We start from the raw sequence: 12,879 nt of genomic DNA, 5'->3' as shown, positions 1-12,879 counted from the left end.
GGAGGCGACCGGCATCGACATACCATCCGATATGTTTACTCTACGCCGTAGGCTTAATGAGTAGACAGACAACGTTGACACAGCGGTAACGGCAGTTCGCGCCGGAATGTCAACAGTGTCTGTCTACACTTGGCCGGTCGGAGATTCCGATGGAAACGGAGGACTTCAGCATGACCGAGCGTCCCCGCAAGAGCACCCGATCCGTGAATCGGCGATCCGCCTCCGGCGTCGTCGCGCACGGCGAGGGCCCGGTTACGCGGGCGGTGGTGCTGGACGCGGCACTCGAGATCATCGATCGCGACGGCGTCGACGGGTTGTCGATGCGGCGGCTGGCCGAGGCCGTTGGGCGGGACCCGATGGTGATCTACCGGCATGTGCCGAACAAGGCGGCGGTCCTCGACGGCGTCGCGGAGATCGTGTTCGCGGAACTGTCCGTCGACACCACCGGCGCCGATTGGGCCGCCGGATTGCGTGAGCTGGCACGGGATTTCCGTCGCCTGGCGCTGGAACATCCGCGCGTGGTGCCGCTGTTGGTGACCCGGCCCCTTTCCACGCCCCTGGGCTCGCGCCCCCGGGCCGTGGTCCGCCCACTCGAGGACATCCTCGAATTACTCACCCGCGCAGGGTTTTCCGGCGCGGACGCGCTGCACATCTATCGCGCGTTGTTCGGGTTTCTCTATGGCCACGTTCTCAACGAGTTGCAGGAGATCGTGGAGCGGCCCGAGGAGACCGACGAGGTATTGCGCCTCGGGCTGTACCGGCTCCCCATCGACGAGTTCCCGCGGGTCCGTGAACTCGCCCCGGTGCTCGCCGCCTACGACGGCGAGATGGAGCTGGAACGCGGCCTCGACATCCTGCTCACCGGCCTCACCGCGACGTTGCCCGGTCCCGCTCGCTGATCCAGGCTTCGGGTACCGCACCGCCTTCCGAGTCCCAAAGCTGTTGTGCGGGAGAGGTATCGGTGTCGTCCGCCGGGTTGAGGATCCGAAGCTTCAACCGGGCGCCGATGACGACGCCGAGGATCTCCAGGGTGTGCATGGCCATATTGCGGTAGCCGTCGAGTCGTACGCGACGCCCGCCGAATTCGAGTTTTCTCGGTGCGGCCTCCCATTCGTCGAGGTGGTAGACCACTCGATAGATCGGGCCGAGGCCGGGTGCGACCGCGGCGAGCAGGCCGGGGAGTTCGCCGGCGAGATCGCGGCTGTACGGCCGCCAGGATCCGGTGCCGTCCGCGCCCAGTTCGAGCCTCGGCCGGCCGGCCGGCGACGTCTGTCGATCGGCTCCGGTTTCGTTCGGTTGTGACGTCATGATCGACGCTCCTTTCGTGGTCGGGTCGCGGCCGGTGCGATGGTCGTGGTGAGTCCGCTGAGTAGGATGTCGAGGCCGCGTTCGAGTTCGCTCGCGCCGTCGTAGGTGGCCAGGTTCGAGGCGAGACCGCGGAGCAGCGGGAACTCGCCGATCGGCAGGCGATGGAAACCCAGGCGCAGCAGATCGTCGGTCTCCTCGGGGTGTTCGACGATCTCCTGGAGTTCGTTGAGGATGTGGCCGTGCAGGAATCCGAACAGGGCACGGTAGATGTGCAGGGCGTCCGCACCGCTGAAGTCGGCGCGGGTGAGCAGCTCCAGGATGTCCTCCAGTGGTCGCAGCGTGCCCAGGGGGCGCAGTGCGAGCGGGGTGGACAGCGGATGAGTTACCAGTAGCGACACCGTATTCGGGTGTGCGACAGCGAGTTTGCGGAAGTCGCGGGCGATGCTGCGCAATTGGTGGCGCCAGTCGGGATCGGTGGCGTCGACGGTCAATTGCGCGAGCACGATCTCGGCGACACCGTCGAGGAGTGCGGCCTTGTTCGCGGCATGCCGGTAGAGCACCATCGGATTTCGGTCGAGGGCCTCGCCGAGACGGCGCATCGACAGCCGATCGACGGTGTCGCGGTCGATGATCTCGAGCGCGGCGCCCAGCACCGCGGCCCGGGTCAGGGGCACGTTTCGGGCCTTCGTCTTCATCGCGTTCGGCACCTCTCGATCCGCAGATCGGTTTGTCTACATTGTTAGCCTACGCTGTAGACGGCCGTGTAGCGCACAACTGCACATGTGGGAGCGCGAGAAGCCGGAAGAACGGCGAGAAGCCGGAAGAACTTGTCGGTGCCCTCGCATATCTTTGGGCCATCGTGATCGACCGGGAGGGAGAACGATGGTCTCGAATCCGAACGCCACGCCGGATGTGCCGGAGTGGGAAAGTGCTTCTGTAGCATGGATATTGCCCGCCGTGGCGCCGCGCAAGCTGAACAAGGTGCCCTTCGTGGAACTGGCCGACGGGCGCCTGCAGGGCGTGGTGTCGAGCGGCTCCGATATCTCGCGGGTGTACGTGGCCTCGGTGACGGCGGGGACGCACGGGCTGAGCTGCAGTACCAATAACAATCGGCCGTGCGGCGGGTTGAATCAGGGCTGGGCCTGCAAGCATCTGGACTCGCTCATCGACGAGGCGGTGCTGCAGTACGGGCAGGATCGGGTGGCGCGTTTCCTGCGCGTCGAGGTGCCCGAAGGTGGACGACTTGCCAACTGCCTCAATGGAACTCGCGATCCGGCTCCGGCCGCCGCGGTGTTCAGCCGCTTCCTGCGGCATCTGACCTATCTGGAACTGCCGGGCAGTGCCACGGCGATTCCGGAACTGCAGTGGTTTCCGGCGGGGGTGGGACGCTGATGCGAGCTGTGCAATTGGCTGCGCTGCAAGATGATTCGATCGAAGGCGTGACGGCCGCACTCGACGTGGTGACCGGCTTCGACGCCGCGCTGGTCGACGGCTTCGCGCGAGTTTCGGAGCGGCAGCAAGCGGCCTTGGCCGCACTGGCCGGGGCCGTGGCGGGATCGCCGCTGGCGGCGCCCGCCGCCGAGGCGGTCGCCAAGTTGAACACCGGCGCGATCGGGCCCGATCAGCTGTCGGCGCTGGCCGCGGCGCGGGCGGCGCTGCTGGGCGCGGTGCACGACGCACTGGTCGAGCAAGTCGATACGGCCTTGGGCCGCAACCGATCCGAGTGGACCGCAATGGCGAACGAAGCCGCGCCGAGTCCGCTCGCGGTGGGGTCGCGGGCCTGGCTGGGGGAGCTGGCCATCGCCGGCTGGCGAGGCGTGGACCACGATCTGGTGGCGGCCGCGGATCAGACGGTGGAGGCGCTGCTGGCCGAACCCGCGCTGCGCCGGTTGGCGGTCCTGCTCGACGGTTTCACCGCCGAGTTGAGCGCCTCCGCGCCGATCGCCACGGCCGAGCTGCTGCCCATCCGCCGCTGGGCCGATCTCTGGGCCCGTGCGTTGCTCTTGTCCTGGCGTGCGACGGAATCCATTGCCGTGGAATCGGTCTCGGGTCGGCTGCTGGTGCTCGGCGTGGATGTGCACGAGCACGGCACCGCCGTCCAGGCCCAGGTGTACGGCCTGCTGGAAAGCGTGGGCGCGCCGGTGCGGCGGGTCCGGGTCTCGGTGGCGGCCACCAAGGTGGACACCATTGCCGGACCGGCGATCTGGCAACTGCTGGGCGCGCACCGGCAATTGCTGTCCGCACTGGCCGAGCATCGGGTGCTGGAGCTCACCGAGATGCCGCTGGCGGCGACCGGTGATCTGGTGTGGCAGGACGAGCGGGCGAAGGCCGGGGAGGCCGCCGATCCGTTCGTCACCGCCACCGTGCTGTTGCCGCAGGCGCTGGCGCCCGCCGTCGCGCCATTGGATCGCGATCCGGTGCACATTGCCGAGCCGGTTTTGTTCGAGGGGTACCGGATCGTCGATGGCGCACTGCAATTGGATGCGCACCGGGTGCGGGTCGAGGTCGATGCGCTGCCGTCCGCGGGACCGCTCACCGCGGTCGCCGTGCGCGGCTCCGGCGCCATGATCGGCCTGTTGCGGTGGGACGCGAGCGGCTGGTCGGTGCGACCGCTGGCCGTGCAACGCAAGGTGAAGGGGGTGGTGACCGTCCTGCACGGCGGTGACTGGGCGCTCGGCCCGACCGATCCGAAAGTCGCTAAGGCGCAGGCGAAGTCGGGGGATGCTGTGGCGGTGCTGCGCGAGCGGGCGGGACGGTTGTTGCGCAAATGACGAATCACGAAACGCGGCGCCAGATCTTGTACTGGCGTCTACTGGCCGGTGTCTTCAGCACGGATCAACAGCCGACCCTGGAGTCGGCGAGCGCGGGCATTGTCGAGGATCTCGGACTGCCGTCGGCGGTGCTGGATCGCGGCGTGTCCATAGACACTGTAGTGCAACGGTTTCCGGAAATGCGAACCGAGTTCGAAAGCCTCGATTTCACCGAGAGCAGTGGCGAAACCACCGGCAACGAGCTCTCGGCCGAGCCCGGCGCCGGCATCGGCGCGCAGGATGTGCGCACCGCCGCACTGGTTTCCAAGCTGCTGCTGAATGTCTTCGCGACCGGTTCGGGTGCGGTCGACGCAGGGCAGCTTGCCGGCTGGCAATCCGACGCCGGCTGGTTGCGCCGCACGCTCGGCGACGAACAGGCCGGTGCGATGCACAAGGTGCTGGCCGATCTGGAGGGGGATCTGGTCTCCCGCATGCGATTGCGTGAGGTGCTCGCCGATCCGCAGCTGGCGGCCCAGCTCACGCCGAGCATGTCGCTGGTCGAACAGCTGCTGCGGGACAAGCACAATCTGTCCGGGGTGGCGCTGGCCAATGCCAAGGCCCTCATCCGGCGCTTCGTGGACGAGGTCGCCGAGGTGCTGCGCACCCAGGTGGCGCAGACCAGCGTGGGCACCCTCGACCGTTCGGTGCCGCCGAAACGCATCCTGCGCAATCTGGATGTGGACCGCACCATCTGGAAGAACCTGCCCAACTGGAATCCGCAGGACGAGCGGCTCTACGTCGACCGGCTGTTCTACAAGCACACCGCCAAACGCACCGTGCCGGCGCGCATGATCGTGGTGGTCGACCAGTCCGGTTCGATGGTGGACGCCATGGTGAACTGCACCATCCTGGCCTCCATCTTCGCCGGCCTGCCCAAGGTGGACGTCCACCTCGTCGCCTACGACACCAATGCGCTGGATCTCACCCCGTGGGTGCACGATCCGTTCGAGGTGCTGTTGCGCACCCAGCTCGGCGGCGGCACCGACGGCCGGGTCGCCATGTCCCTGACCCAGCCGAAGATCGAGGATCCGAAAAACACTGTGGTGGTGTGGATTTCGGACTTCTATGAATGGCAGTGCCAGGAACTGTACGAGAGCATGGAGGCGATCCATCGCTCCGGGGTGAAGTTCATTCCGGTCGGCTCGGTGAACAGTTCCGGCCATCAAAGCGTGAACCCGTGGTTCCGGGAACGCTTCAAAAACCTCGGTACCCCCGTGCTTTCGGGGCGCATTCAGAAGCTCGTGCACGAGCTCAAGAACTTCATCGACTAGGAGAATCCCATGAACGACGTTTTGCGCGCCCCCGCCGAGGTCAAATACGCGGCGGAACTGGATTGGCTGGAGTCCGTCGACGACGGTCCCAAGCCGTTCGCCTGGCGGCTGAGCCCGAAGATGGTGCGGCTGTTCATTCTCGGCTCCGAACGCGCCGACGGGCTGGATCGTGAGGTCGAGCAGAAGTGGTTCGGCGACCGCAGTTTCGTGGAACGCAGCATTGTCACGCTGGCCTCGGACCGCGGGTTGCTGCTCATCGGGGATCCGGGCACCGGGAAGAGCTGGCTGGCCGAACTGCTGTCGGCGGCCATCAGCCGTAACTCCACGCTGGTCGTCCAGGGCACCGCGGGCACCACCGAGGACCACATCAAGTACTCGTGGAATATCTCCATGGTCATCGCCAAGGGGCAGTCGCGGGAATCGATGATCCCCTCGCCCATCATGACCGCCATGGAGCAGGGCGTGATCGGGCGCTTCGAGGAGCTCACCCGCTCCACCAGCGATGTGCAGGACGCGCTCATCTCGATCCTCTCCGAGAAGTACGTGTCCATCCCGGAACTCGACGACGACAATGTGGTGTTCGCGCAGCCGGGCTTCTCCATCATTGCCACCGCCAACAGCCGCGATCGCGGCGTGAACGATCTGTCCTCGGCGCTCAAGCGGCGGTTCAACTTCGTGCGCATCCCGATCGTGGCGAACAAGCGCAGCGAGGCCGAGATCGTGCGATTCCGGACCACGGAACTGCTGCGCCGGCATTCGATCGAGTTGGAACTGCCGCCCACGTTGCTGGATATCCTGCTGGACAGCTTCGCGGATCTGCGCGCCGCCGCGGCGGCCGCCACCAATGATGACGACAAGCTCGAATCGGCGCTGTCCACGGCCGAGCAGATCGGCGTGCTGGAGGACGCGATCCTGCACAGCCAGTTCTTCGGTGAGCGGGAACTCAAGGCGGAGACCCTGGCCGGTTCGCTGGTCGGGTCGCTGGCCCGGCGCACGCCCGAGGATCTCGCCATCCTGAACAAGTACCTGCACGGGGTGATCGAGCCGCGCAGCAAAGCCGAGGCTGCCGGCGACAAGGGCGGCGCCTGGGGTGAATTCCTGGAGGGTGGCCGGGCGGCGATCGCGAGACTGTCGTGACCGTGCCTGTTACTCGGCGCACGCCGAATACCTTTACCGCCCTGCGGGATCAGCTGGTGGACGCGGCCGCGACCTTCGCGGGCGCGGCCGGCGCGACGGGCGACATCCTGGCGGGCATGGTCGACGATGTGGACCGGGCGCTCTCGGCGCAGCTGGAAATCTTCCCGGTGTGCCACCATTCGCCCGCCTCCGGGCTGGCCATGGTGCGGCGGTTGCGCGAAAAGCAGCCTGCCGTCATCTATCTGGAGCTGTGCGAGGACCTGTGCCCACTGCTGGACGAGCTGCGCAACTGCAAACTGCCGGTGGCCTTGCAGGCCTTCGCCACCGAGATCAGCGATTTCCCGGCCGACTGGGCGCCGCTGTCCATCGTCGCACCGATCACCGAATCCTCGGCGGAATACCAGGCCATCGCCTACGCGCTGGAAACGCCCGGGGTGGAACTGGTCCTGGTGGATCGGTCCACGGATCACGTATTCCAGTGGGCGCCAAGGGAAGAAGCGACGCCGGAAGCCGAGTCCGAGGGCTCGGCGCCGGCCGGTGACGGCCTGCACGGTGATGCGGTCGGCATCGAAATCGGTGACCTCCGTCCGCGTTTCGCCGAGCTGGAGGAGTACCTGCTGCACCACGGCAAGGTCCGGCACTGGTCGGAATGGTGGGACCAGTACGTCGAACAGCCGCTGGCCGAGGCCGATTACGACACCTATCGGCAGGTCATGGTGATGATCGGCAGCCTGTTCCGGCGGCTGCGCCGCGGCAGCCTCACCGAGGACGAGGACCGCGAGCGGTACATGTGGACGCGCATGCGCGAGCACCTCGCCGCCACCGGCGCCGATCCGGCCGGCGCGCTGTACGTGTGCGGCGCGGCGCACGCCGCCAGCCGGGTCGAGCAGTTCGGCCTCGACGGCGACGCGGAGTTCGAGATCACGCCCCGCTCCGCGACCAAATGGCAGTACGGGTTGATCCCGTCCAGCCATTCGGCCATCGAAGCGCAGTTCGGCCTGGCCGGCGGTGCGGTGTCCATTGCCGCCGCTACCTGGTCGAAAGGCCTGCGGCGCGGCAAGTTGCAGCCGTTCCAGCTGACGGGCCAGCAGGGCGCGAAGACCCGCGCCAAGCAGGCGGCCGGCGCGGTGAGATCGAAATCGACTGCGGCTCGGTCGAAATCGGTCAGCACCGGGTCGGAGTCGGCGGTCACCGACCAGCTGTCGGGATTCCTTTCCCGCCCACCGGCGCTCGATCAGCTGGACGAGGCCGAACTCCTGGACTGGTCGGTCGATATCGTCCGCCTGGCCCGGCGCAACGGCTACCTGGCCAGCACCGCCGACGCCATCGCGGTCTTCGAAACCTCGATCCTGCTGGCGGGCATGCGCAATCGCGCCCGCCCGACCCCGTACGACTTCCAGGACGCCGCGGTCACCTGCATCGAGAAGGACAAGGTTCCCGGCCGCCGCGATGTCCGCCGCCTCTGCGAAATCCTGCTCGGCGGCGACCGCATCGGCCAGGTCGGCTACGAGGCCCTGCCGCCGCTGGCCCGCGACGTCCTCGATCGCCTGCAACCGCTCGGACTGGACCTGTCCAGAACGGCACAGCAGCGCGCCCTCCTGGACCTGAAGTCGAACCCGGAGCTGCGTCCCTGCTCGGAACTGCTCTGGCTGCTCCGGAAGTTGCTGCCGCAGGAGGCCCTGCGCCCGATCATGGGCTCCCGCGGACTCGGCGAATCCTCCATCCAGGAGAGCTGGGACCTCAGACTCGGCAAATACCAGCGCTCGCTGGTGGAGCTGGGCTACGAGGGCGTCTCGGTGGAACAGGTCCTCGAACAACGCCTCCGCCGAGCGGTCAACGCACCCGACGCGACCGCCGCCGTCGCCCTGGCCGCGGTGGAGGACGCCCTGATCTACCTGGGCTCCTCTCGGCTGGCCGACGAACTCGGCAATCGCGCAGTCGAATTGCTGGCCGCCGAACGCACGGTCGACGGCGCCCCGGCGGTCCTCCGCCGGATCAGATTGCTACTCAACTACTTCCGCTCCACCCAGGACGGGCTCCCGGCATGGTGCGCCCGCTTCGTGACAGCCGGCTACGCCCACTACTGCACCCTCCTCCCCACCGCGTTCACCGCGGACGAAACCGCCCCCGCCCAAGTGGCCGCCATGCTCGGCTTCCTCTTCGGCATGGAGAACCTGGCCCTCTCCCTCGGCTGCGACCACACCCAACTCGAACTCGCGGTCCTGCAATCCCATCCGGAAACCCCGGCCAAGGTGGCGCTCCTCTGGGCGGCGCGTTTCCAGTTGGGCCTGCTGACCATGGCCGACCTGCGTGACCGCTGCGATGCCATGCTGGCGAATCCCTTGGTCCTGCCGACCGTGCCGCACTATGTCAGCGGTTTCGTCCAGGCCATCGACCCGGCGCCGGCCTTGAAACCGTTTGTGGTGGAACTCCTGTCGAAGGCCTTCGGCACGCTGCCGGACGTCGTCCTGCTGCCGTGGCTGCCGAAACTCATCACCACCCTGCGCGAACAGGCAGGCGATCTGATTCCGGGCCTGGTCCGTGAGGCGGGCCGCACCTTCCCCGGCGCGCTCCCGGCCGTGGATGCCTTCATCCCGCCCTGGTCCGTCGAATCCACCACGCCCGCAACCCCGGTGGCCGCAACACCCCGCGGCCCGGCCACCGACCTCCTGGCGGCCCACCCGGCCGCTTGCGAGGCCCTCGCCGCCCTGCTCGGCATCGAGGGCACCTGGCAGGAAACAGGCACACCCGGTGATCGTGCGGTGACCGTGCTGCTCGGCCGATTCCCGGCCACCGCCGACGCCTGGGCCGCACAACTCCGGCCCGCGGCCACCCCCGGCTGAGACCGAACACGCAGGGCGAGAACGAGGCCGGACGCCGCCACCCACTCGAGGGTGGCGGCGTCCGGCTCCATGTTCATCGCGATTCGGGAAATCCGTCGAATTCGATGATCAATTGTCCGGCATTCGAACGTTTGAATAACTTTGCAAACCACCGACATTCGCGATCATTCCGATACTGAATTTACGGGTGCAAGCTCGGATAGCGGGCTTACCGTATAGGTACCGGTCCCAGAGGGCCTCCGGGCAGGAAGCGGCCCCGGCAGGGAATTGGGCGAAGGGGGATATCGTGCCGGAAATCAGGGGAGTGCTGCTGCCTGCCTATGTGCTGGCCGACGAGTCGGGCTCGATGAGTCCGTATCGCAATGAATTACATAACGGGCTGGTCTCACTGTGTGAGGGGCTGCGGGCGGAACCGATGATCGCCGCCAAGCTGAGGCTTGCAATTCTCGGATTCTCCGATGACGTTCAGGTTCGCCTCGCCATCGCCGATATGCGTGCCCAGTTCACGCTGCCACAGGTGATCATTCGCGGATTGACCAACTATCGAGCGGTATTCGACGACTTGTTACAGCGGATTCCGGAGGATGTGCAATGGCTGCGGGGTGAGGGTTACCGGGTGCATCGCCCGGTGGTGTTCATGCTCAGCGACGGACAGCCGACGGACGGTGGAGCCTGGCGCGGACCGCACAGCCTGCTGACGGACCGGTCCCGGACGCCCGTCGCACCCAACATCATTGCCTGCGGTATCGGCGATGCCGAGCCCATGACCATGATCGAGGTGGCCACGCGCTCCGAATTCGCGTTCATCGCCAAGCCGGGAGTCGATATCGGCCAAGCGATCTCGGAATTCTTCCACGCACTGACCGCCAGCCTGGTCGCCTCCAGCGTCGCCTTGAATTCCGATACGCCAACCCTGGTGGTCAATCGACCGGACCAGTTCACCATGGCGATCGACGAGGTCGGGTAGCGATGGTGCCGCGGCCCGGAACCCCGCCCGCCGCAACCGGACCCGCGCCACGGCCGTGGCGGCCGATCGCGGTGGACGAGGCCGGCCCCGTATTCGAAGCCCGGCCACCGGCCGGTCCCGATTTCTTCGACTTCCCGGACACCGAATGCGACGGCTGGTCCACTCCGGAACTGACCATGCGCTACGCCTCCGTCCGTGGCGCGCGGCATCGCTACCACCGGCAGCCACGCCAGGATTCGGCGCGTGCCGCGGTCGACGAAGCCAGCGGCACCGTCGTTTTCGCGGTGGCGGACGGCGTATCCGGCGCCACGCTCGCCCACCGCGGTGCGCTGGTGGCCTGCGAGGTCGCCGTCAATCGCATGCTGGACGGGCTGTGGCAGGACCCCGCCTGGACCGACATCGGAGGTCTGGCGTCGCAATGCACCGCGCGGCTGGGAAAACTGACGCGCTGGTGGCTGCGCCGTCCGCGGCCATCCCTCGGCGAGATCGCCGAACTCTACGCAACCACTCTGGTAGCGGGCATGATCCGGCCGTCGCCGGGCGGTCCCGTCGCCGACCTGTGCCGGATCGGCGATTCCGGCGCCTGGGTGCTGGACCGCGCGAACGGCCGCTATTACGACCTGTTCGGCGCCGCGGCCGGTGAGCACGCGGACGTGGTGTCCACCAGCGTCACGCCGCTCCCGTACCAGCCGGATCGGCCGGATCGGGTCGGCCTGCAGTTGCGGCCTTCGCAGGTGCTGCTGGTGGGCACCGACGGGTTCGGTCTCCCACTGGGCGACGGCGACGGCCGGATAGGCGAGCTGTTCGCCCGCCAGCTCGGATCACCGCCGTCGCCGGCCTGGCTCGCGCACGTCCTGGACTTCTCCCGGGCGACCTTCGACGACGACCGCACGCTCCTGGCCGTCTGGCCCCGCACCTCCGCGAGGCGATGATGACCGCGGTGACGCCGTACACCGTCGACCACGCCGCTCTGGTGCTGGGCCGGCGGTTGGGACAGGGCGGCCAGGGAATCGTCCACGAAGTGACCAACCGGAAGATCACCGTCGGCAACGGGCCCGGCTGGCCGGTGGTCTTCAAGGAATACGATGCGGCGCTACGGCCACAACTGGATACCGCCGCACTGGCCGCCATGGTCACCATGCTGTTCGAGCTGACCGCGACCGAGGGCGAATGGCTGTGCGAGCGCGCGGCGTGGCCCGCCGCGATCGTCGAACGCGAGGGCCGGGTGTGCGGATTCCTGATGCGGGCGGTGCCCGATCGATTTCGCTTCGACTTACAGAGCCTGTCCGGTACGGCCACGGCAACCCGGCGGCTGGCGAACGTCGAATACCTGCTGAACGACGACACCTACAGTGCCGGAATCGGTTTGGCCATCACCGATGCGGACCGGCTGGCACTGCTGACCGAACTGGCCGGCATCCTGACCCGGTTGCACCGCCTCGGCATCGTCGTCGGTGACCTGTCGCCGAAGAACCTGCTGTTCAGCACCACACCGGACGCCGCATGCTTCCTGCTCGACTGCGATGCCATGCGACTGCACGGCAACAGTGTGCTGCCGCAGGCCGAAACGCCCGACTGGCAACTGCCTTCCGGTGAAGAGAAGGCGACCGCATTCGGGGACGTCTACAAGTTCGGATTACTGGCAGTCCGGCTGTTCGACCGCAGTCAGACCACGACCGATCCGACGGCGCTCGCCGCGACCTCCACTGCCCTGGGGGATCTCGCCCGGGCCAGCCTCTCGCCCGAGTCGGCGCGGCGGCCGAGTCCGGGGTGGTGGACCGAGATGCTCAGTGCGGCAAGACCTACCGTCGTGGTCGCCTTGCCGGTCTCGTCGGCCGGGCCGGGGCCTGCGCCTCGGGCGGCCGGACCGCAGCCGGCCACCGTGGGCAGCGGGCAGCCCTCCGAGGCCGCGAAGAGCATCATGCTCGGCCTCGCCGTCGTCGTGATCATCGCGCTGATCGTGGTGCTGGCAATGGTCGGTTCACATTCCGCCCACCATTCCAGCGCGTCGTCTCCCGCTACGACATCGGTGGTGCCGGTCACCGAGACCCCCGGCGCCACGCCGACGGCCGCGACGCCGGCGAACCAGGTCGGCATCGTCGGCATCGCGCCGTCGCTCGTCGGCGATCCGCGGGCTGCCCTCGTGGCCACCATGCTGAATACGTACTTCGGCGGCATCGACGACCGTGACTACGCCAGAGCCCTGGGGGCATTGGACCCGTCGGGGGCCTTCGATCCCACCAATCCGCAGAATCGGGCCAAGTTCGCCAGCGAGGATTCCACCACCTTCGACCGCAATATCGAGGTGATCGGCATCAATCCGGGCGACGCATCGCTGACCGCCACTACCGTCCGGGTCACCTTCCAGAGCACGCAGGCGGCCGGAATGGGACCGAGCGGGCAGGAATGGGAGACCTGCACGAATTGGGACCTGCTGTACACCCTCGGCGGGTTCAGTGACGCCTATTTGATCTACCACTCCGACTCGATCACTCCACCGAGCGCGTGCTGAAGCCGGAAAAAGACAGAACCACAAAGTAATT

11 protein-coding genes are annotated in these 12,879 nt (G+C 67.4%); 9 read left to right on the top strand and 2 right to left on the bottom strand.

All coding sequences use genetic code 11. The annotated features are described in order from the left end of the window. Nucleotides 1–170: 170 nt before the first annotated feature. Nucleotides 171–899 carry a TetR/AcrR family transcriptional regulator C-terminal domain-containing protein gene (locus tag ACIP5Y_RS07925; protein WP_400348575.1) on the top strand — a complete coding sequence of 243 codons (729 nt, stop codon included), beginning with the start codon at nucleotides 171–173 and terminating at the stop codon, nucleotides 897–899. On the opposite strand, the gene ACIP5Y_RS07920 is transcribed toward ACIP5Y_RS07925, so the two are convergent. Both ACIP5Y_RS07920 and ACIP5Y_RS07915 read right to left on the bottom strand, forming a co-directional pair. Further along, a complete protein-coding gene (locus tag ACIP5Y_RS07920; RefSeq protein ID WP_400348574.1) occupies nucleotides 868–1,308 on the bottom strand; it encodes a DUF5994 family protein in 441 nt (146 codons plus the stop codon). The two genes, ACIP5Y_RS07925 and ACIP5Y_RS07920, sit on opposite strands and share 32 nt — an antisense overlap. After that, on the bottom strand, nucleotides 1,305–2,003 hold the full coding sequence (locus ACIP5Y_RS07915; protein ID WP_400348572.1) for a TetR/AcrR family transcriptional regulator C-terminal domain-containing protein: 699 nt from the start codon (nucleotides 2,001–2,003) through the stop codon (nucleotides 1,305–1,307). Before ACIP5Y_RS07915 ends, ACIP5Y_RS07920 begins: the two co-directional genes overlap by 4 nt. Before the next feature lie 187 nt (nucleotides 2,004–2,190). Here ACIP5Y_RS07915 and ACIP5Y_RS07910 point away from each other — a divergent pair, with 187 nt between their 5' ends. The 8 genes from ACIP5Y_RS07910 to ACIP5Y_RS07875 all read left to right on the top strand — a co-directional run bounded on the left by ACIP5Y_RS07910 (nucleotide 2,191) and on the right by ACIP5Y_RS07875 (nucleotide 12,848). Further along, entirely contained in the window at nucleotides 2,191–2,700 is a 510-nt protein-coding gene (locus tag ACIP5Y_RS07910; protein ID WP_400348570.1) for a hypothetical protein, read from the top strand. Further along, nucleotides 2,700–4,079, top strand: a complete 1,380-nt coding sequence (locus ACIP5Y_RS07905) for a hypothetical protein (RefSeq protein WP_400348568.1) — start codon at nucleotides 2,700–2,702, stop codon at nucleotides 4,077–4,079. The genes ACIP5Y_RS07910 and ACIP5Y_RS07905 overlap by 1 nt, the downstream gene beginning before the upstream one ends. After that, nucleotides 4,076–5,389 (top strand): VWA domain-containing protein, encoded by a 1,314-nt coding sequence (locus ACIP5Y_RS07900; protein ID WP_400348566.1) that lies wholly within the window; start codon nucleotides 4,076–4,078, stop codon nucleotides 5,387–5,389. The genes ACIP5Y_RS07905 and ACIP5Y_RS07900 overlap by 4 nt, the downstream gene beginning before the upstream one ends. Nucleotides 5,390–5,398: 9 nt before the next feature. Next, complete coding sequence (locus tag ACIP5Y_RS07895; RefSeq protein ID WP_400348565.1) at nucleotides 5,399–6,526, top strand: AAA family ATPase; 1,128 nt, start codon at nucleotides 5,399–5,401, stop codon at nucleotides 6,524–6,526. Nucleotides 6,527–6,528: 2 nt separating this feature from the next. Beyond that, nucleotides 6,529–9,369, top strand: a complete 2,841-nt coding sequence (locus ACIP5Y_RS07890; protein WP_400348563.1) for a hypothetical protein — start codon at nucleotides 6,529–6,531, stop codon at nucleotides 9,367–9,369. A 286-nt stretch (nucleotides 9,370–9,655) separates the two neighbouring features. Next, nucleotides 9,656–10,336, top strand: coding sequence for a hypothetical protein (locus ACIP5Y_RS07885; protein ID WP_400348561.1), 681 nt, complete (start codon nucleotides 9,656–9,658; stop codon nucleotides 10,334–10,336). A 2-nt stretch (nucleotides 10,337–10,338) separates the two neighbouring features. After that, the gene (locus ACIP5Y_RS07880) at nucleotides 10,339–11,268 is read left to right on the top strand and encodes a protein phosphatase 2C domain-containing protein (protein WP_400348559.1); all 930 of its coding nucleotides are present in this window, start codon (nucleotides 10,339–10,341) and stop codon (nucleotides 11,266–11,268) included. A gap of 8 nt (nucleotides 11,269–11,276) precedes the next feature. Beyond that, entirely contained in the window at nucleotides 11,277–12,848 is a 1,572-nt protein-coding gene (locus ACIP5Y_RS07875) for a hypothetical protein (RefSeq protein WP_400348557.1), read from the top strand. Nucleotides 12,849–12,879 lie beyond the last annotated feature (31 nt).

It is taken from the genome of Nocardia sp. NPDC088792, from assembly GCF_044750615.1.
Taxonomy (GTDB): domain Bacteria; phylum Actinomycetota; class Actinomycetes; order Mycobacteriales; family Mycobacteriaceae; genus Nocardia.
This window is presented reverse-complemented; position numbering and strand designations above follow the sequence as displayed.

What these genes read in the sequence shown, in the direction of transcription:
- ACIP5Y_RS07920 (WP_400348574.1), bottom strand. Translation starts at nt 1,308, where the DNA reads ATGACGTCACAACCGAACGAAACCGGAGCCGATCGACAGACGTCGCCG.
- ACIP5Y_RS07895 (WP_400348565.1), top strand. Translation starts at nt 5,399, where the DNA reads ATGAACGACGTTTTGCGCGCCCCCGCCGAGGTCAAATACGCGGCGGAA.
- ACIP5Y_RS07900 (WP_400348566.1), top strand. Translation starts at nt 4,076, where the DNA reads ATGACGAATCACGAAACGCGGCGCCAGATCTTGTACTGGCGTCTACTG.
- ACIP5Y_RS07915 (WP_400348572.1), bottom strand. Translation starts at nt 2,003, where the DNA reads ATGAAGACGAAGGCCCGAAACGTGCCCCTGACCCGGGCCGCGGTGCTG.
- ACIP5Y_RS07910 (WP_400348570.1), top strand. Translation starts at nt 2,191, where the DNA reads ATGGTCTCGAATCCGAACGCCACGCCGGATGTGCCGGAGTGGGAAAGT.
- ACIP5Y_RS07880 (WP_400348559.1), top strand. Translation starts at nt 10,339, where the DNA reads ATGGTGCCGCGGCCCGGAACCCCGCCCGCCGCAACCGGACCCGCGCCA.
- ACIP5Y_RS07925 (WP_400348575.1), top strand. Translation starts at nt 171, where the DNA reads ATGACCGAGCGTCCCCGCAAGAGCACCCGATCCGTGAATCGGCGATCC.
- ACIP5Y_RS07905 (WP_400348568.1), top strand. Translation starts at nt 2,700, where the DNA reads ATGCGAGCTGTGCAATTGGCTGCGCTGCAAGATGATTCGATCGAAGGC.